The following is an 18597-nucleotide window of genomic DNA, read 5'->3' as shown; positions in this document are numbered from 1 at the left end:
GGGCCATGCCCCAGAGCGTGGCGGTGTGCTGCCCGGCCTGCAGACGTGAGCACCAGTACGCGGCTCCGTCGTACCCGTGCGTCTGCGGCGCCCCCGTCACCCCGCCGCTGGACCGCCGCGGCACCCCGTCCGCCGTCACGCATCGCGCGTGGGCGGAGGAGTGGGTGACCGTGGAGTGCGCCTCCTGCGGCCGGCGCGGTCAGTGGCCGCATCCGGAGCTGGGGTGCCCGTGCGGGACGGTCGTACGGATCCCCGTCGCCGGGACCCTCTCCGCGGCCGGGCCCGGCACCGGGAGCGGCCCCCGCACCGACCCGCGCGCGACCGGCACCGGCGGCCCCGGCCGGTCACGCCGTCGCGCGCCCTTCCAGCCCGTGACGATCCGCACCGCCCGGGACACGGTCACGGCCGCCGCGCTCTATCTGCGCTGGCTCGGCTACCGGGACATCCGCCGCGCCGACCAGCGGCCCCCCTCCGGCATCGGGCTCGCGGCCCACGGACTGGTCGCGCAGGTGGATCCGACCGTGCGCCCGGCCTCGGTCCGGGACGTGGAGTGCCTGTGGCTGACCGCCATGACCGAGTCCGCGGACTGCGTCTACTTCTCCCTCGCCGGATACGCCCCCGACGCCCGCTCCCGCGCCGACGCCCTCGGCGTCCCCCTGTTCGTCCTGGACCTCACCGGCACTCCGCAGCCGGTCAACGACCACGCCGACGCCCTGGACTCCCCCACCGGCTGACCGCCCGCGCACACGAGTGCGCCGGCTCCCGGGGAGACGGGAGCCGGCGCCGGGGAAGGGCCCGCTACGGGTTGACGCAGCCGATCGAACCGACCGGATGGTTGTTGCCCGTGGAGGTGGCGGTGAAGCCGAAGGTGACGCTGCCGTCCGGCGGGATGCTCCGGTTGTGGTCGACGTTCCTGACCGTGACCGTGCCGTCGGTTCCGGTGCTGAGCGCGCCGTTCCAAACACTGCTGAGCCGGGTTCCGGTGCCCGGCTGCCAGCGCACGGCCCAGCCGTTGAGCGCGGCCGTGTTGTGGTTCATCACCTCGACGGAGCCCTGGAAGCCGCCGCTCCAGGAGTTCGTCACGGAGTAGACGGCCATGCAGCCGGAGTGCGGGTCGGTCGGGGTGGGCGTCGGCGTGGGCGTCGGGGTCGGGGTGGGCGTGCCGCCCGAGCCGCGGATGCCCGTCACCTCGCCGTTGCCGCCGTCGAAGACGATGTCGGAGCAGGAGAAGAAGTTCTCCTGGCTGTCCGAGCGCACCCACTGGATGAACAGCACCGCGTCACCCGAGCGGCCCGCGGGCAGGTTCAGGTTCCAGAAGTAGTGACCGGAATCGCTGCCCACCGAACCCGACTGGGCGGGGTTGGTGACGGTCTGGATGAGCTCCAGGTCGCCCCAGCCCAGCGGCGAGGTGGGCGAGTAGCCGGGCTTGGACAGGTACACCCGGAAGTCACCCGGGTGGGCCGCCCAGTTGCTGTACCGGACCTGCATGCTCTTCCCGGAGGTCAGATGCGTGCGGGGCCAGTCGGCCCGGGCGGCGTTGTAGCCGGTGAAGTTGTACGGGGAGCGGTCACCGGCGCTGCACAGCTTGCCGTCCGGCACGTAACCCGCGCCGCGCCCGCCCGCGTTGGAGTCGAGCACGGCGAACCAGTTGTACAGCGCCGTCGATCCGCTCTCCGCCAGCGCGGCCTTGCACGCCGGGTTCGTCGGGTCGAGGGCGCCGGTGCCGGTCTTGGCGTCCTGGTAGCAGAGATAGGTCCGCGATCCGGGCATCATCGCCACCCCGTGCGCCTGCGCGCTGCCCTGCCCGAGCAGGGCCAGGCCGAGCCCGCTGAGCAGGGTGGCGAGCACCGCCGCCCAGGAGAGGAGCCGGTTTCTGCGTCGAACCATTGTGGTGCCTCCTGTCGTTCCGTGGCTGTCCGCTGTGGAGCCCCCGCCCGCCCGGGGACACGGTCGCTCCGGGCGGGCGGGGGAGTGTGGGGAGGTAGGCGGATCAGGCGGGCGGTGCGCCCCAGGCCAGGACGGTGCCGAGGTAACCGGGGATCGCCGGGGCGTCGGTGTACGTCGTGGCGGTGGTACGGCTGTGGTCGTCGGCCTCGTTGAACGCGGACCAGTCGGACTTGGCCATCCGGAGCTGAATGTCACCGCTGTCCCGGCCGGCGGCCAGCGAGCCGGCCGAGAACCCGACCTCGAGGTAGGCGTCCGCGCCCGCGACCGGCGTGCTCAGCGGGACGACCCTGAGCTTGAGGTTGGAGCAGCCGACCGCGGCGTAGTCGCAATAGGCGTTCACGGTGGGCGAGCCGCCGTCCCGGGTGAAGTAGTAGCGGGCTGTCACGCCGGTCAGGTCGAGGGCGGCGGTGCCGGTGTTGGTGATCCGCAGACCGGGGCGGATGGCGTTGTCGGTGGCCGAGGAGTCGTTGTTCTTGTAGGCGACCTTGAGGCCGCCCGCCGGGTCGGGACCGCCGCCGCCCGTCTCGGTGGTGACGCTCAGGGCGGTGGAGGCGGCGGAGACGTTCCCGGCCGCGTCGCGGGCCCGCACGGTGTAGCTGTAGGCCGTGGCGGCGCTCAGCCCGGTGTCCGTGTACGTGGTTCCGGAGGCCGGCGAGCCGACCCGGGTGCCGTCGCGGTACACGTCGTACCCGGTCACGCCCACGTTGTCGGTGGCCGCGGTCCAGGCCAGGGAGACGCTGCTCGCGGTCTTCGCGGTGGCCCGCAGTCCGGTCGGGGCGGTCGGGGCCGTGGTGTCACCCGGGTCGGTGCCGCCTCCCGGCACGGCCGGGTGGGCGTTGCGCACCAGCATCGCGAACTGGTTGTGGAACCAGTGCCCGGCCAGCGGCGCGTCGGGGAGCGCCCCGGTCTTGTTGCCGCCCGCGTTGGGCGCGGAGTAGTCGGGGTTGCACATCGGGTCCTGGCGCTTGCCCTCGTCGTTGGGGATGTCCTTGCTGGCGCCGTCCGACTCCCCCGGCGGCTTGACCCACAGGAAGGCGTCGAGGTGCGAGTCGGGGTATCCGGAGGGCGAGGCCTGCGGCGGCTGCCCGATGCCGGCTCCGCTCACGTTGCACCACAGTCCGCGGTGGGTACGGCGGTCGGCCTTGGACTCGGTGACGTAGGTGTCGAGCGTGGTGCTGGTGCTCTCCGCGGTGGGCCGCGCGGCGCCGCCCCAGCCGTTGCGGGAGGTGTCGATCACCATGCCGGTGGAGGCGGGCCAGCCCGCCGCGACCAGCGCCCGGTGGACGTTTTTCGTGAAGTCGGACTCGTCGAAGTTCGGGTTCCACTCGTAGAACTTGCCCGACTTGACCATGTTGCCGCCGACCGTCTTGTCGGGGTTGGTCAGGAAGGGCTCCTCCAGCGGCGTGTAGTTGGCGACGTTGGTGATCAGCCCGTCGACGCTGCTCAGACCGGCCGCGGTGCCCCTGGCGACCTCGGTGTACTGCTGCACGGTCTGGGTGAGGTTGTTGTCCCAGCCGAGCCAGCCGGAGTGCGCGTAGTCCAGGTACGTGTACACGTTGGGGATCGCGTGCAGCTTGTCCAGGGCGTACTGGATGCCCTTGACGTAGATCCCGCTGCTCTTGAGCTGGGCGCACTCGGGGTCGGCGGTGTTGGTGACCAGGTTGGGCAGGCTGTCGGGCTCGATGACCGTGGTGATGCGGATGTCCTGGTACTTGGGGTTCTTGAAGACGTTCGCGATGACGTCGATGTACTCGGTCTTGTAGCGGTCCAGACCCGCCTGGGTGGCCGGGAGTTCGCCGTTGGAGGCGAGGGCGGCGCAGTCCCGCCCGGGCAGGTCGTACACCACGATGGTGGCGGTGATCGGCTGTCCGGGCTTCTTCTGGGCGAGCGCCAGGTCGAGATGGTCGGCGAGGCTCTTGCGTCCGGCGTTGGCGGTACCGCCGTGGATGGCCGCGATCCGGTCCAGCCAGACGGCGGTCGGATAGCTCTTGACCTTCTCCATCTTCGCCTTGAGCGTGGCGTCGGAGGTCTGGGCGATGGACGTGTCGACGCGCTCGGCGTAGTCGGGGTTGATGTAGAAGGTGGCCCCGGCGAAGGGGTTGTCGACATGTGCTTCCGCCGCTGCCGCGGGCTGTCCCGCGATCTGGCCCGCCACCCCGAGCATCAGGGTGGCCAGGGCGGTGGCCAGGGCTGCCGACCGTCGTCGGCGCGTGCGCGGCCGCATGGCGCCGGCGGGTCTGGTCGGTTCGGTCATCTCGTGCCCTCCTCGGTGGTACGTGCGGGTGTGCCGGTCGTACGTCAGGAGCCGGTGCACTGCGCCGCGGGAGCGCCCGCGGTGCCGCTCGCGGTGAAGCCGAACGAGGTGGTGGCGCCGGGTGACAGGGCGCCGTTGTGGGCCGCGTTGCGGACGGTCGCGCGGCCCTGGGCCACGGTCAGGGAGCCGTTCCACAGACTGGTGACGGTGGAGCCGCCCAGGTCCCAGGCGACGGACCAGCCGGTGAGCGGGCCGGTGCCGGTGTTCTTGACGGTCACCTCGGCCTGGTGGCCGCCGGACCAGGACGAGACGACCTTGAGCTGAGCGGTGCAGGCCTTGGGCGTGGGCTCCGGGTCCGGGTCCGGGTCGGGGCCGGGATCGGTGCCGTAGGTCAGGCCGTGCCCGTACGGGAAGAGCGGGCTCTGGCCGTCGCCGTCGTTGACGGGCTGCTGGGAGGCGGCGCGCATCCAGGTCATGGGGAGCTTGCCGCTCGGGGCGTGGTCGCCGAAGAGCACGTCCGACACTCCGCCGCCCTCGGTGCCGGGCAGCCAAGCGGCCAGCAGGGCCCGCCAGTCGGGGAGTTGCGCGGCGATGTCGAGCGGGCGCCCCGAGACCAGGACCACCACGACGGGCACCCCGCTCGCCTTCAGCCGGGCCAGCGTCTGCAGGTCCTCCTGGTCGAGGCCCATGCTCCCGGGCCGGTCACCGTGCATCTCGGCGTAGGGGGTCTCCCCGACCACCGCCACGGCGGCCGTGTAGCTGCCGTCGATGCCGTTGCCGTACCGGTCGTACGCGATCCGGGACGGGTCGCTCGCGGCGGCGCGGATGCCCTGGAGGATCGTGGTGCCCTCGGTCACCGGCCCGCTGCGGCCCTGCCAGCCCAGGGTCCAGCCGCCGCTCTGGTTGCCGATGTCGTCGGCGGACTTGCCGGCCACGAACAGCTTGGCGTTCTTCGCCAGCGGCAGGACGCCGCCGTCGTTCTTCAGCAGCACCTGCGACTGCCGCACGGCCTGCCGGGCGAGCGCCCGGTGCTCTGCGGAACCGACGGACGGCGTCAACGAGCGGTCGGTGAGCGGCCGTTCGAACAGGCCGAGCTGGAACTTCTTGGTGAGGATGCGCCGGTTGGCGTCGTCGACGCGGGCGAGCGGGACGCGCCCGGCGGACACCTCGCCGCGCAGCAGGGTGAGGAACTTCCGGTAGTCGTGCGGGACCATCACCATGTCGACCCCCGCGTTGACCGCCGTGGCGATCTCGGCGCCGGTGAAGCCGCTCTGCCCGTCGAGCTGGTCGACCCCGGCCCAGTCCGACACGACGAAGCCGGAGAAGCCCAGTTCACCCTTGAGCACATCGGTGACCAGGTACTTGTGGGCGTGCGACTTCACCCCGTTCCAGCTGCTGTACGAGAGCATCACCGAGCCCACGCCCCGCCGTACCGCCTCCTGGAAGGGCGGCAGATGGATCGCGCGCAACTCCGCCTCGGACAACGCGGTGTTGCCCTGGTCGACGCCCCCGGTGGTGCCGCCGTCGCCGAGGTAGTGCTTGGCCGTGGCGAGCACCGACGCCGGGTCGCCGCCCAGGGTCGTGCCCTGCATGCCGGTGACGAACGTGGCCATGGACGTGGGCAGTTCGGGCTTCTCCCCGAACGACTCGTAGGTGCGGCCCCACCGGTCGTTGCGGGCCACGCACAGACAGGGCGCGAAGGACCAGTCGATCCCGGTGCCGGCCACCTCCTCGGCCACCGCGCGTCCGACGCGCTGCACGAGCGCGGGATCGCGGGTGGCTCCGAGGCCGATGTTGTGCGGGAAGAGGGTGGCGCCGCGCACGGCGTTGTGGCCGTGCACCGCGTCGATGCCGTAGATCATCGGGATGCCGAGCGGGGTGCCGAGGGCGGTGCGCTGGAGGGAGTCGTAGGTGTCGGCCCAGGTCCCGGCGTTGTTGGGGCTGACCGTCGAGTCGCCGCCGGAGAGCACCGAGCCGATGCGGTAGGCGGCGAGGTCGGACCGCGGGACGAGCGCGTCCTTCTCGACCTGGGTCATCTGCCCGAGCTTGTCGTCGAGCGTCATCCGGGAGAGCAGGTCGGCGACCCGCTCGGGCACCGGCAGGGCGGGGTCCTGGTAAGGAAGGGCGGCTGCGGCCGTCGGGACCTCGGCGGGCGGGGCGGCTGCGAGACCGGTCAGGGTGAGGGCCGCGGCACACAGCGCGGCGACGATCGCGGGGCGGCGCGGGGACGCGGGGCGGCGAGCGGGCAGGAGGCGGCTCGGGCTCATGGGCGGCGGGCCTTTCCGGGTGCGGGCCGGAGGGGCGGAGGAGGGGCCGGGGCCCGCCCCCGTCGGTGCGGGAAGGCGGGGCGGGCCCCGGAGGAGGCCGGTGCGGGGCACCGGCGTCGGTCACGCGCTGGTGCAGGCGGTGCCGTTCAGGCTGAATCCGGTGGGCTTGGTGAACGTGCCGCTGTAGGTGCCCTGGAAGCCGAAGCTCTGGCTGCCCCCGGCGGCGATCTGCGCGTTGTGCGCCACGGGGCTCGCCGTCACCGCGCCGGAGGAGCCGGACAGGGTGGTGTTCCAGGAGTTGGTCACACGCTGTCCGGAGGGCAGCGTGAAACCGAGCTGCCAGTTGTTCACGGCTGCCGAACCGGTGTTCTTGACCGTGACGTTGGCGGTGAACCCGCCCTGCCAGACGTTGGTCGCGTACGTCACCTGGCAGGCCGTGGTCGGCTCACCGGGGCCGCCCGGGTCACCGCCGCCGCCGAGGTTGACGGCGGAGGAGAAGGAGTTCACGGCCAGACCCGCGCCGTTCTGCCAGGGCTCGAAACCGGCCTGGACGCTCGTCAGATACCAGTTGCTCTGCGCCATCCCGCGGGCGACCGTCTGGTCGACGAAGTCCATGACGTCGAAACTCCAGCTGCTGATCGCCGAGGGGGCGACGAAGGAGATCACGTCGTTGGAGCCGTTGCTGCCGGTCCACACCTCCCAGGAGCGCCCGCCCACGGAGGCGGTGCCGACCGGGGAGCCGATCGGCTGGATCGGCCCGACGCGGTTGAACCAGATCATGATCTCGGTCCGGTTGACGCCGTCGGTGCGGGGCGTCGGGTCCAGCCAGATGTCGTACGAGGCGTTGTAGACGGCGTCCGACACATAGCCGTACGAGATGCTGCTGGGCGCGCTGGAGATGGTGCTGACCTGCGCCGGGAGGTTCGTGCCCGGCGAACAGTTCGTGTAGTGGCAGCCGTTGAAGACCGAGGGGTACGACTTCGGGGCGCCGTTGGTCGGGACCGAGCCGTCGGCCTGGGTGACCCGGAAGCCGGTGTCGGTGGCGGTGACGCACTGGGCGGCGCTGGTGCCCCAGCGGTTGTTCTGGACGACGTAGCGCCCCTGGATGACGGCCGATCCGTACTGCTCGCAGATCACGGTGTCGGCCTGGGCAGGTGGTGCCGCGACGAGGAGTGCCGCGACGGCGGCGAGAGCGGAGAGCAGCGCGGCGAACAGGCCGCGCGCGGTGCGGGGACGGTGCGGTAACGGTCGCATGCGGGTGCCTCTCGGAAGGAGATCCGGACAGGTCGCGCCTCACGGAAGATCCGGACGGGTCATTTCGGGAGCGCTCCCAACTCCCCACTGATGGGAGCGCTCCCACCCACCGGTTGAGTCCGGACTGTAGGAGTCCTCCCATGTCCCTGACAACCCCGTACGCAACGACTGTGTCGAAGGATTTTCGAAGCCGCAGGTCAGCCCGGAGGGCGGCCGGACACCTGTCGGCACTTTGGGAGCGCTCCCGAAATGTTGCGGAGCGGACCGGGCTCAGGCGGAGCCGCGCACCACCAACCGGGTGCGCAGGATGACGTGCCGCCAGGCCACCTCGGGCTGTTCCATCTCCTCCAGCAGCAGACGCACCATGGTCCGCCCGATCTCCTCCATCGGCTGACGGACCGTCGTCAGCGGAGGGTCGGTGTGCTGGGCGAGCAGGAAGTCGTCGAAGCCGATCACCGCGACGTCCTCCGGCACCCGGCGCCCGGCGGCCCGCAGCACGCCCAGCGCTCCGGCGGCCATGGTGTCCGAGGCGGCGAACACGGCGTCGACGTCCGGGTGCCGCTCCAGGAGCTCGGCCGTCGCCCGGCGCCCGCTGCTCTCGGTGAAGTCGCCCTCGACGACGAGCGAGGGCAGCGCCTCCAGACCCGCGTTGACCAGGGCTTCCCGATAGCCGCGCAACCGGCACTGGGTGGCGTACATGTCGAGCGGCCCGGTGACGGCGGCGATCCGGGTGCGCCCGCCGCGCACCAGGTGCTCCACCGCATCTCGGGCGCCGCCCACGTTGTCCGCGTCCACGTAGGTGACGTTCTCGTCGCCCGAGCGACGGCCGAGCAGCACCGTGGGCAGTCCGGCCTCGGCGAGCATGTCCGGCAGCCGGTCCTCGGCCCGGACGGACATCAGCAGGACCCCGTCCACCCGTCCGCCGCGCGCGTACTCCACGAGGCGCCGCCGCTCGGCGTCGGTGCGGACCAGGGTGAGCAGCAGCTGGACCGAGGTCTCGGCGAGGGCGTCGCCGACGGACTGGACGATCTCCGAGAAGAAGGGTTCCCCGAACAGCCGCCAGTCCCGCTCGGTCATCGCCAGCGTCACGGCGTCCGCGCGCCGCCCGGCCAGGGAGCGGGCCGCCAGGTTGGGCACATAGCCCAGTTCGGCGATGGCCCGCTCGACGGTCCGGCGCGTCGAATCCTTCACGCCCGCCGCGTTGTTGATGACCCGCGAGACGGTCCCCCGCCCGACACCGGCCAGGGCCGCGACCTCTTCCAGCGTCGGCGAACCAGGGCGCTGCCTGCCCATAACCACCCCCCAAGGGCACCCGATCCTACGGCTCGTGCGCGGCATGATCGAGTGCCCCGGGGGCGGATCAGCCGGCGTAGCGCTGCCGCAGCTCGATCTTGCGTACCTTTCCGGACACCGTCATCGGGAAGGAAGCGAGGACCTCCACCCTGGCCGGGATCTTGTAGTGCGCCAACTGGCCTTCGCAGAAGGCCCGTACGTCGTCGAGCGTGGGCGGGTCGGCCGCGTCGCGCGCGATGACGCAGGCCAGCACCTCCTCGCCGTAGCGCTCGTGCGGGACGCCGACCACCTGGACGTCCGCGATCTTCGGGTGGCCGTAGAGGAACTCCTCGATCTCGCGCGGGTAGATGTTCTCGCCACCCCGGATGATCATGTCCTTGATCCGGCCGACGATCTCGACGTACCCGTCCTCGCGCATCGTCGCGAGATCACCGGTGTGCATCCAGCGGGCGCTGTCGACGGCCTCGGCGGTCTTCTCCGGCTCGTTCCAGTAGCCGAGCATCACGCTGTAGCCGCGGGTGCACAACTCCCCCGCCGTGCCGCGCGGTCGGGTGACGCCGGTGGCCGGGTCGACGATCTTCACCTCGACGTGCGGCAGGACCCGGCCGACGGTTCCGGTGCGGTGCTCCAGGTCGTCGTCCCGCCGGGTCTGCGTGGACACGGGCGAGGTCTCCGTCATCCCGTAACAGATCGACACCTCGGCCATGTTCATCTCGGTGACCACCCGCTTCATCACCTCCACCGGACAGGGCGAGCCCGCCATGATGCCGGTGCGCAGGGAGGAGAGGTCGTAGCTCGCGAAGCCGGGGAGGTTCAGCTCCGCGATGAACATGGTCGGGACACCGTAGAGCGAGGTGCACCGCTCCCGCTGGACCGCCTCCAGCGTGGCCTTCGGCTCGAAGGACGGGGCGGGGATGACCATGCAGGCACCGTGGGACGTGGCGGCCAGATTCCCCATGACCATGCCGAAACAGTGATAAAACGGGACCGGGATGCACACCCGGTCCTGCTCGCTGTAGGCGATCAACTCCCCCACGAAGTAACCGTTGTTGAGGATGTTGTGGTGGGAGAGCGTGGCGCCCTTGGGGAAGCCGGTCGTGCCCGAGGTGTACTGGATGTTGACCGGGTCGTCGCAGGACAGGTCGTCCGGCAGCGCGACCGGGGTGGCGCGGGCGAGCAGCGCGTCCCAGCTCGGATCGCCGAAGTACACGGCCTCGCGCAGCTCGGGGCAGTCGCCCCGGACCTCGTCCACCATCGCCCGGTAGTCGCTGCCCTTGTGGCCGAGGGAGGCGAAGAGCAGCGAGATCCCGGCCTGCTTCAGCACGTACTCGACCTCGTGCACGCGGTACGCCGGGTTGATGTTCACCATGATCGCGCCGATGCGCGCGGTGGCGTACTGGACGAGCACCCACTCGGGACAGTTGACCGCCCAGATCCCGACCCGGTCCCCCTTCGCGACCCCGCTCGCGAGCAGCGCGTACGCCAACTCGTCGACGTCGGACAGCATTTGCGCGTAGGTCCAGCGACGCCCCGAGGGCACGTCGACCAGCGCCTCCCGCTCCGGCCAGGTCGCGGCCGTACGCGCCAGGTTGTCCCCGATCGTGTCACCGAGGAGAGCGGTCGGGCCCATGCCGTGCGCGTACGACAGTGCGGTCACCGGAAGTCCTCCTCGCGGTACTCGGCGTCCGAGCCGGCCGCCGTGGCCTCGCGCAGCTCGATCCGGCGGATCTTGCCGGAGACGGTCTTGGGCAGCGGCGCGAACTCCAGTCGGCGGACGCGCTTGTAGGGGGCGAGGACCTCGCGGGAGTGCTCGAAGAGGACCTTCGCGGTGTCGGGTCCCGGCTCCCAGCCCTCGGCCAGGACGACGTAGGCCTTGGGGACGGCGAGCCGCAGCTCGTCGGGGGCGGGCACGACGGCGGCCTCGGCGACGGCCTCGTGCTCCAGCAGCGCGCTCTCCAGCTCGAATGGGCTGATCTTGTAGTCGGAGGCCTTGAAGACGTCGTCGCTGCGTCCGACGTACGTCAGATAGCCGTCCTCGTCCCTCGACGCGATGTCCCCGGTGCGGTAGTACCCGCCGGCCATCGCCTCCGCCGTACGGTCGGCGTCGCCGTGGTAGCCGGTCATCAGACCGACCGGGCGGGCCGAGAGGTCGAGGGCGATCTCGCCCTCGTCGGCGCCCGGCGCGCCGGAGACCGGGTCCAGCAGCTCGACCCGGTAGCCGGGGCTGGGGCGGCCCATGGAGCCCGTCTTCAGGGGCTGGCCGGGGCTGTTGGAGACCTGGACGGCGGTCTCGGTCTGCCCGAAGCCGTCCCTGATCGTCACGTCCCAGGCCCGCCGGATCTGCTCGATGACCTCGGGGTTCAGCGGCTCGCCCGCCGCCACGACCTCGCGCGGCGGGGTGCGCAGCGCGGACAGGTCGGCCTGGATGAGCATCCGCCACACCGTCGGCGGGGCGCAGAAGGTGGTCACGCCCGCGCGGTCCATCTCCGCCATCAGCCGGGCCGCGTCGAAGCGGGTGTAGTTGTGCAGGAAGACGGTCGCCTCGGCGTTCCACGGCGCGAACAGGTTGGACCAGGCGTGCTTGGCCCAGCCCGGCGAGGAGATGTTGAGGTGCACGTCGCCGGGCTTGAGGCCGATCCAGTACATGGTGGCCAGATGCCCGACCGGGTACGAGACGTGGGTGTGCTCGACCAGCTTGGGCCGGGCGGTGGTCCCGGAGGTGAAGTAGAGCATCAGCGGGTCGTCGGCGCGGGTGGGGCCGTCCGGGGCGAAGGCGTCGGAGGCCGCGTAGGCGTCCTCGTACGACAGCCAGCCCTCGCGCGCGCCGCCGACGGCCAGCCGGGTGTAGCCGCCGGGCACCTCGGCGAACTTGTCGGTGTCCTCGGACCGCACGATCACGTGCCGCACCCGGCCGCGCTCCACCCGGTCGCGCAGATCGGCCGGGCCGAGCAGCGGGGTGGCCGGGATGACGACCGCGCGCAGTTTCATCGCGGCCAGCGCCGTCTCCCACAGTTCGGTCTGGTTGCCGAGCATGACGAGGACGCGGTCCTCGGCGCCGACCCCCTTTCGGCGCAGCCAGTTGGCGACCTGGTTGGAGCGGGCGGACATCTCGGCGAAGGTCAGCTTCGCCTCGGTGCCGTCCTCCTCGACGATGTGCAGCGCGGTGCGGTCGTTGCCCTCCGCGATGACGTCGAACCAGTCGAGCGCCCAGTTGAACAGCTCGGGCCGGGGCCAGTCGAAGCCGTCGTAGGCCGTGGCCCAGTCCTCGCGGTGTTCCAGCAGGAAGTCCCGGGCCCTGCGGAAGTCCTCGGTGGCCGTCGTCATCTGTCCTCCTCGTTCCCGGACCGTTGCCGGGCGGCTCTGTTCCATCGTGTAATCCGTGATGCAGCTCTCACTACCCCCGAACGGGGGTGTACGCCGCAGGGGAAGGTCGGGCAGTTGACAGCAGATGCCACGGGAGCGGTGGAGATCCGCGGGGCGCTGGTCCGGTTGCGGCGCTCGACCGGGCTGCCGGTCGCGTTCGGCGGCCTGGTGGACTCCGGCCGGCCGCAGATGCTCATCAGCGAACTGAGCGGCACCGCCACGCACTCGCTGCGCCGCCTCGCCGTGACCTCCGGCACCGGACTCGGCGGCCGCGCGGTGGCGCTGGCGCGGCCGTGCGCGGTGACGGACTACTCCTCCTCACGGCAGATCAGCCACGAGTACGACACCGCCGTGGCCACGGAAGGGCTGCGCTCGGTGCTCGCGGTCCCGGTCGTCGTACGGCGCCGGGTGCGCGGTGTCCTCTACGGCGCCCTGCGCACCGCGCAGCCGCTCGGGGACCGGACGCTGTCGGCGGCGGTCTCCGCCGCGCGGGATGTGGAGCAGGCGTTGGTGGCGCAGGAGTCGGTGCGGTCGTTGATGGACGCGGTACGGCTTGCGCCGGAGCGGCCGGGGGAGGGCGGCGCGTGGGAGCAGGTGCGGGAGGCTCATGCTGCGTTGCGGGCGATGCTGCCTCGGGTTGCTGATCCGGGGTTGCGGGCCGAGTTGCTGGATGTGTGTGGGTTGCTGACGTCGGAGGCTGCCGGGGAGGGGGTCTGTCTCGCGCCTCGCGAGGTGGATGTGCTGGCCTGTGTGGCGGGGGGTGCGACGAATGGCGTGGCAGCGGAGCGGCTTGGGCTGCGCCCGGAGACCGTGAAGGGGTATTTGCGGTCGGCCATGCGGAAGCTTGGTGCGCATACGCGGGGCGAGGCTGTGGTCGCTGCGCGGCGGGCTGGGCTGTTGCCGTAGGGCGCCTTTGGGGGTGCCTCGATGGGTTGTGTTGCGGGTGCGGGCTCGTTTCGGCTGGTCGCGCAGTTCCCCGCGCCCCTTGGGTGGGAACAGCTGGTCGGAGTCGTGTCATGGCACTCGCTCCCCCATTTATTCATCCGTGCCCTGAATTTCCCTATGCCCCCGCGCTGTTATTTCCCTCACCCGGCAGGCGCTCCGTAATTCAAAGACCCGTTGCCTAATATTGGCCAGGACACGCCACACGGAGGGGAGCGGTGACCGTGCCACGGGACTTCCAGGAGCCTGCCAGATCCCGCCCCGACCTGGTCATCGGCCGGGAGGAGCCGGTCACGGCCGCGCGTGAGCAGCTCGCCCGGGGCGGCAGCGTCCTGCTCCACGGACCCGCCGGAATAGGAAAGTCGACCGTCCTCAGGGCATTGGCCACGGAATACGGCGAAGCGGCACGGACCGTGTTGCGCTGCTCGGCCACCGAGTCCGAATCCCATCTTCCCTTCCTCGCCCTCGCCGACCTCCTCGGCCTGGTCCTCGACGAGGTCTGCGACAAGCTGCCCGCCGCCCAGCGCACCGCCCTGGAGTCCGCGCTCACCGGCCGGGGCGAGTCCACCCTGCAACGCGACGGTCTCGCCCTGCGCCTCGCCGTGCTCTCCGCCCTGCGCGCCCTCGCCGCCGAGGGCCCCGTGCTGGTCGTCGCCGACGATCTGCAGTGGCTGGATCCGGCCAGCGCCGAACTCCTCGGCTTCGCCGCCCGGCGCCTCGGCGACACCCCGGTCCGGATGCTGTGCGCGGCACGGACCGAGGACGAGGAGTACGACCGCCATCTACGCGCGTCCCCACCGGACACCCTCGCCCTGCGGCTCGGCCCGCTCTCCCGCACCCAGGTGGCGGCGCTGCTCGACCACCGCGGCTACACCGGGCTGCCCCGCTCCGCCGTCCGCGACATCCACCGCACCAGCGGCGGCAACCCGCTCTTCGCGCTGGAACTCGGCCGCGCGCTCGCCGAGAACCCCACCCCGCCCCGCCCGGGCGAGCCGCTGCCGGTGCCGACCTCGCTGCGCGCCCTCGTCCTCAGCCGGCTGCGGATGCTCTCCCCCGACGCCCGGCACACCCTCCTCGTGGCGAGCGCCGGCGCCCGCCCCACGCTGGCCCTGCTGCACGCGGCCGGGCGGACGGACGCCGAGGCGGAGACCGCCCGGGCCGCCGAACTCGGGCTGCTGGCCACGGAGTCCGAGGGTCCCGCCGTACGCTTCGCGCATCCGCTGATCTCGGCGGCGCTGTACGCGGAGGCGCCCGCCCAGGAGCGCCGTGCCGCGCATGCCGCGCTGTCCACGGCGGCCTCGGACCCCATCGAGCGGGCCCGGCACCTGGCGCTCGCGACCACCGGCACCGATCCGGCGGTGGCCGCCTCGCTGGCGGAGGCCGCCGCCCTGGCCCGGGACCGGGGCGCGCCCTCGGTGGCCGCCGCGCTCGGCCGGCTGGCCGCGCGGCACACCCCGGCGGAGGACAGTCCGCAGGCGGTGCTGCTGCAGTCCGCCGAGGACGCCATCACCGCCGGTGAGCTGGACCTCGCCCGGGACATCGCCCGCGAGGTGCTCTCCCGGTCGACCGTGCCGGCCGAGCGCGTCCGGGCCTGGATCGTCGTCATCGAGACCGCCGGGCACGCCATGACCGAGGTCGACGCCGTCTTCCCGCAGGCGCTCGCCGACGCGGGCGACGACCCGAGGCTGCTCGCCCGGATCCACTACCAGCTGGCCTGGCGGGCCCTGCTGGTGGACGGCGACTTCGAGCCGGCCCGGGAGGAGGCCGCGTACTCCGCGGAGCTGGCGGCGCGGGGCCGGGACCGGTACACCGAGCTGATGGCGCTCGCCTTCCGGGCGCAGATCGAGACCCTGATGGGCCACCCCGACGCGCCCGCGACCATCAAGCGCGCGCTGCGGGAACCACAGGACCCGAGGGTGGCGTGCCATCACAACGGCGCGGGGTACGCCCGGTTCCGCTGGCTGGTGATGAGCGACCAGCTGCCCGAGGCGCGGGCCACCGTCACGGCGCTGCTGCGCGAGGTGCGGCGGCGCGGCTCGGTCGAGAGCGAGGTGCACTTCCTGCGCGGGCTCGCCGAGACCGAACTGCGCACCGGGCACTGCGCCCGCGCCCTCGACCTCGCCCGGGAGAGCCTCCGGCTGGCCCGGGACACCGGGATCGGCGAGGTCGCCTCCGCCGTGCTCACCTCGCTCGCGGAGGGCGCGGGCGGCGATCTGGACCGGGCGCTGGAGCTGGCCCGGGAGGCCCTGGACCACGCCGAGCGGGACGGCGACCAGATGTACGTCTCGCGCGCCCTGGCCGCGCTCGGCCACGCCCAGCTGGTGGCCGGGGACGCGTCGGCCGCGGTCGCCTCGCTGCGCCGGGTGCGCGAGCTGGAGCAGGGCCTCGGCATCACCGACCCGGCGCGCGGACGCTGGCACGGCGATCTCGCCGAGGCGCTGGTGCGGATCGGGGAGGCGGAGGAGGCGCAGGACGTCATCGACACGGCCCGCGCGCACGCGCTGCGCCTGGGCCGGGAGAGCGTGCTGGCCGTGCTGGACCGCGCCGAGGCCCTGGTGCGCGCGGAGCGCGGGGAACGTGAACGCGCGCTGGCCCAGTTGACGTCCGTGCAGGACCGGCTGGCCAAGCTCGGCTACGGCCTGGAGGAGGCACGGGCGGCCTTCGCGCTGGCCGCCCTGCGCACCCGCAGACCGGGGCCGACCACCTACGACGAGGCGGCGCGGCTGTTCCGGCGGTGCCGGGCGCTGCCCTGGCTGCGTCAGGTCGAGTCGGCGGCGACGGCGCCGCCCGCGGAACCGGCGCCGACGCCGTCCGCCGCCCTGGACGCGCTGGACTCGCTCGCCTCGATGGAGCGTCAGGTCGCGGCGCTGGTCATGGAGGGCGCGACGAACCGGGAGATAGCGGCGCGGCTGTTCATCAGCGTCAAGACGGTGGAGGCGACGCTGACCCGGGTCTACCGCAAGCTCGGGATCCGGTCGCGCGTCGACATCGTCAGACTGGCGGCGGGCCGTCCCGGCGGCTGAGATCCCGGCCGAATCACCGGCAGCGGGGGTTTAGCGGGGGCCGACCGAGGGTTTTCCCTGCCCAACTCCCTTAGGGGGTTCCCTCCTTGGGAAGAGAACCCACCCGGTCCTAGCGTATGCCTCGTGCCGCTCGCCGGGCACACGGGGGTCTGTCCCGAGACCCCCGTGCTTCACCCCCCACACCCGCGCGACCCCCCACCGGCCATCCAATGAGGAGACTCATGTTCGGGCTCACCCGTGCCAAGAAGACCGCGGCCGCGCTCGCCGCGACCGCCGCCGCGGCCACCGCGCTGATCGGCGTCGCCCCCTCGGCGTCCGCGGCCCCCCAGCCCATCGTGGGCGGTACGACGACGACCACCACCGCGTACCCGTTCATGATGCAGATCACGGACTCCTCGCAGAACCAGTTCTGCGGCGGCACGCTCGTCTCGCCGACGAAAGTCGTCACCGCCGCGCACTGCATGGTCGGCGAGACCACCAGCAGCGTCAGAGTCGTCGGCGGCCGCACCTACCGCAACGGCACCAACGGCACGGTCAGCCGGGTGAGCAGGATCTGGATCCACCCGAGCTACACCGACGCCACCAACGGCGACGACGTGGCCGTGCTGACCCTGTCGACGTCGATGCCGTACACGACGGCGCCGTACGTCTCCACCACCCAGACGGGCGTGTACGCGGCCGGCACCACCGCCCGCATCGTCGGCTGGGGCACCACCTCCGCGGGCGGCAGCTCCTCCAACCAGCTGCGGACGGCGACCGTGCCGATCGTGTCGAACTCCAGCTGCGCGAGTTCCTACGGTTCGAACTTCGTCGCGTCCGACATGGTCTGCGCCGGATACACCTCCGGCGGCGTTGACACCTGCCAGGGCGACAGCGGCGGTCCCCTGCTCGTCGGGGGCGTCCTGGCAGGGATCACTTCCTGGGGCGAGGGCTGCGCGGAGGCCGGTTACCCGGGTGTCTACACCCGGCTGACCACCTTCTCCAGCCTGGTGACCACGCAGGTCAACTCGTGACCCGGACGGACTCCTGAGTATCCCTCAGGTGCAATACCAGGGGGCGTTGCGGGCCTCCACGAGCGGCCCGCAACGCCCCCGATCCATGTCCGGGGCCGGAGGCTATCCGGGGAGCACGGTCCCGAAGCGGATGTCGTACGACGACCGCGGGTGCATGACCTGGAGCAGGTACGCGCCTTCCGCCAGGACCTCCGCGCGCTGGGCCTTGGTCAGCTCGCCGAAGGGCTCGATGACGAGGGCGTCGTCGAGGATCCGCCAGACGCCCGCGAGGAAGCCGTCGACGAGGAACGGGCAGTAGACCGTGTTCACCTGCCAGGTGCGGCCGCGGTTCGCGGGCGGGATCACCCGGGTGCGGTCGGCGTGGGAGAGCAGGAGGTTGTCGAACTCCGGCAGGAAACGCGGCGGGGCCGGGGTCCCGGGGTCGGGGCGGGGGGCGTCGGGGAGGTCGAAGAGTTCGACGCCGTTCTCGTCGCGGAAGGTGATCAGCTCCGGGCGCAGGCGTTCGAAGGCGGCGCGCATCCGGGTCAGTCCGCACCAGGTCTGCATGTCCTTCACGGAGGCGGGCCCGAAGGCGGCCAGATAGCGCAGGACGGTGGCGTCGGCGGAGGCGGCGGGTTCGGGGGCGCGGCCCAGCCAGTGCTCGGCGGTGGTCAGGGAGACCTGGGCGCTCCTGCCCCACACTCCGCGCGGGGTGGTCTGGACGAGCGGCAGCTTGCAGCGGGCGGCGATGGCCAGGGCCTGCGGGTCGGCGTCCGGCCATTCGGTGCTCAGGGCCTCGCGCAGCTGCTTCATGGTCCTCGGCGTCTCCTCGACGAGCTCGCGCGCGAGGGCGGCGAGCCGGTCCAGGTCGACGCCGACGAGGCCCTTGCGGAAGATGTTGATCTCCCGGTCCCGGGCGGGCTGGACCAGGGGCCGCAGGGTGAGGCTGTCGTCGGCGGTGTGCGTGTGGATGGTCGAGCGGATGGTGACGATCCGCACGGCCTCGCGCCGCTCCATCAGCCCGGCCAGCTCCTCGGGCCGGAAGCCGTCGAGGCGGGCGGCGAGCGCGTAGTACGGCGGCTTGACCTCCTGCGCCTGGAGGCCGACGAGATGCTCCACGGCCGCCTTCGCGGACATGGTCGTACGGCGCAGCAGCAGCTGCCGGTCGAGGGTCGCGCGGTTGAGGGCGCGGGTGCCGAGAACGGTGCCCTGGGCGGTCGTCGACTTCGTCATGCTCCGCACGCTAGTACCACTCGCGGACA

General features: G+C 72.3%; 12 protein-coding genes. 4 read left to right on the top strand and 8 right to left on the bottom strand.

Annotation, left to right across the window (positions count from 1 at the left end):
* Positions 1-5: 5 nt before the first annotated feature.
* On the top strand, positions 6-734 hold the full coding sequence (locus tag AC068Z_RS26080) for a hypothetical protein (protein ID WP_478560194.1): 729 nt from the start codon (positions 6-8) through the stop codon (positions 732-734).
* A gap of 64 nt (positions 735-798) precedes the next feature.
* Here the strand turns inward: AC068Z_RS26080 and AC068Z_RS26075 are convergent, their stop codons facing one another.
* From AC068Z_RS26075 to AC068Z_RS26045, 7 genes are all read right to left on the bottom strand, one after another.
* Positions 799-1887 (bottom strand): lytic polysaccharide monooxygenase auxiliary activity family 9 protein, encoded by a 1089-nt coding sequence (locus tag AC068Z_RS26075; protein WP_478560191.1) that lies wholly within the window; start codon positions 1885-1887, stop codon positions 799-801.
* Between the two features lie 103 nt (positions 1888-1990).
* Entirely contained in the window at positions 1991-4201 is a 2211-nt protein-coding gene (locus AC068Z_RS26070; RefSeq protein ID WP_478560188.1) for a glycoside hydrolase family 6 protein, read from the bottom strand.
* Positions 4202-4245: 44 nt separating this feature from the next.
* Positions 4246-6468 (bottom strand): glycoside hydrolase family 3 N-terminal domain-containing protein, encoded by a 2223-nt coding sequence (locus tag AC068Z_RS26065; RefSeq protein ID WP_478560186.1) that lies wholly within the window; start codon positions 6466-6468, stop codon positions 4246-4248.
* Positions 6469-6588: 120 nt separating this feature from the next.
* Positions 6589-7722 carry a glycoside hydrolase family 12 protein gene (locus AC068Z_RS26060; RefSeq protein WP_478560183.1) on the bottom strand — a complete coding sequence of 378 codons (1134 nt, stop codon included), beginning with the start codon at positions 7720-7722 and terminating at the stop codon, positions 6589-6591.
* Between the two features lie 270 nt (positions 7723-7992).
* Positions 7993-9015: a LacI family DNA-binding transcriptional regulator gene (locus AC068Z_RS26055; protein ID WP_478560180.1), complete on the bottom strand. Its 1023-nt coding sequence runs from the start codon at positions 9013-9015 to the stop codon at positions 7993-7995.
* A gap of 67 nt (positions 9016-9082) precedes the next feature.
* Positions 9083-10645, bottom strand: coding sequence for an AMP-binding protein (locus tag AC068Z_RS26050; protein WP_478560985.1), 1563 nt, complete (start codon positions 10643-10645; stop codon positions 9083-9085).
* Between the two features lie 23 nt (positions 10646-10668).
* Complete coding sequence (locus AC068Z_RS26045) at positions 10669-12339, bottom strand: AMP-binding protein (RefSeq protein WP_478560177.1); 1671 nt, start codon at positions 12337-12339, stop codon at positions 10669-10671.
* A 114-nt stretch (positions 12340-12453) separates the two neighbouring features.
* On the opposite strand from AC068Z_RS26045, the gene AC068Z_RS26040 reads away from it, so the two are divergent.
* From AC068Z_RS26040 to AC068Z_RS26030, 3 genes are all read left to right on the top strand, one after another.
* Entirely contained in the window at positions 12454-13284 is an 831-nt protein-coding gene (locus AC068Z_RS26040; RefSeq protein ID WP_478560174.1) for a response regulator transcription factor, read from the top strand.
* A gap of 254 nt (positions 13285-13538) precedes the next feature.
* Positions 13539-16343 (top strand): helix-turn-helix transcriptional regulator, encoded by a 2805-nt coding sequence (locus AC068Z_RS26035; protein WP_478560172.1) that lies wholly within the window; start codon positions 13539-13541, stop codon positions 16341-16343.
* 221 nt (positions 16344-16564) lie between these two features.
* Positions 16565-17356, top strand: coding sequence for a S1 family peptidase (locus AC068Z_RS26030; RefSeq protein WP_478560169.1), 792 nt, complete (start codon positions 16565-16567; stop codon positions 17354-17356).
* A gap of 102 nt (positions 17357-17458) precedes the next feature.
* Here AC068Z_RS26030 and AC068Z_RS26025 read toward each other — a convergent pair whose 3' ends face one another.
* Entirely contained in the window at positions 17459-18568 is a 1110-nt protein-coding gene (locus tag AC068Z_RS26025; protein ID WP_478560166.1) for a winged helix DNA-binding domain-containing protein, read from the bottom strand.
* Positions 18569-18597: the final 29 nt, after the last annotated feature.

Source organism: Streptomyces sp. NPDC043726 (genome assembly GCF_056436565.1).
The sequence above is the reverse complement of the archived record's forward strand: the minus strand, read 5'-3'. Positions and strand labels throughout refer to the sequence as shown.

Coding starts and splice junctions, on each gene's coding strand:
- AC068Z_RS26025 (WP_478560166.1), bottom strand. CDS start 18,568: ATGACGAAGTCGACGACCGCCCAGGGCACCGTTCTCGGCACCCGCGCC.
- AC068Z_RS26075 (WP_478560191.1), bottom strand. CDS start 1,887: ATGGTTCGACGCAGAAACCGGCTCCTCTCCTGGGCGGCGGTGCTCGCC.
- AC068Z_RS26070 (WP_478560188.1), bottom strand. CDS start 4,201: ATGACCGAACCGACCAGACCCGCCGGCGCCATGCGGCCGCGCACGCGC.
- AC068Z_RS26065 (WP_478560186.1), bottom strand. CDS start 6,468: ATGAGCCCGAGCCGCCTCCTGCCCGCTCGCCGCCCCGCGTCCCCGCGC.
- AC068Z_RS26045 (WP_478560177.1), bottom strand. CDS start 12,339: ATGACGACGGCCACCGAGGACTTCCGCAGGGCCCGGGACTTCCTGCTG.
- AC068Z_RS26060 (WP_478560183.1), bottom strand. CDS start 7,722: ATGCGACCGTTACCGCACCGTCCCCGCACCGCGCGCGGCCTGTTCGCC.
- AC068Z_RS26030 (WP_478560169.1), top strand. CDS start 16,565: ATGTTCGGGCTCACCCGTGCCAAGAAGACCGCGGCCGCGCTCGCCGCG.
- AC068Z_RS26050 (WP_478560985.1), bottom strand. CDS start 10,645: ATGGGCCCGACCGCTCTCCTCGGTGACACGATCGGGGACAACCTGGCG.
- AC068Z_RS26080 (WP_478560194.1), top strand. CDS start 6: ATGCCCCAGAGCGTGGCGGTGTGCTGCCCGGCCTGCAGACGTGAGCAC.
- AC068Z_RS26055 (WP_478560180.1), bottom strand. CDS start 9,015: ATGGGCAGGCAGCGCCCTGGTTCGCCGACGCTGGAAGAGGTCGCGGCC.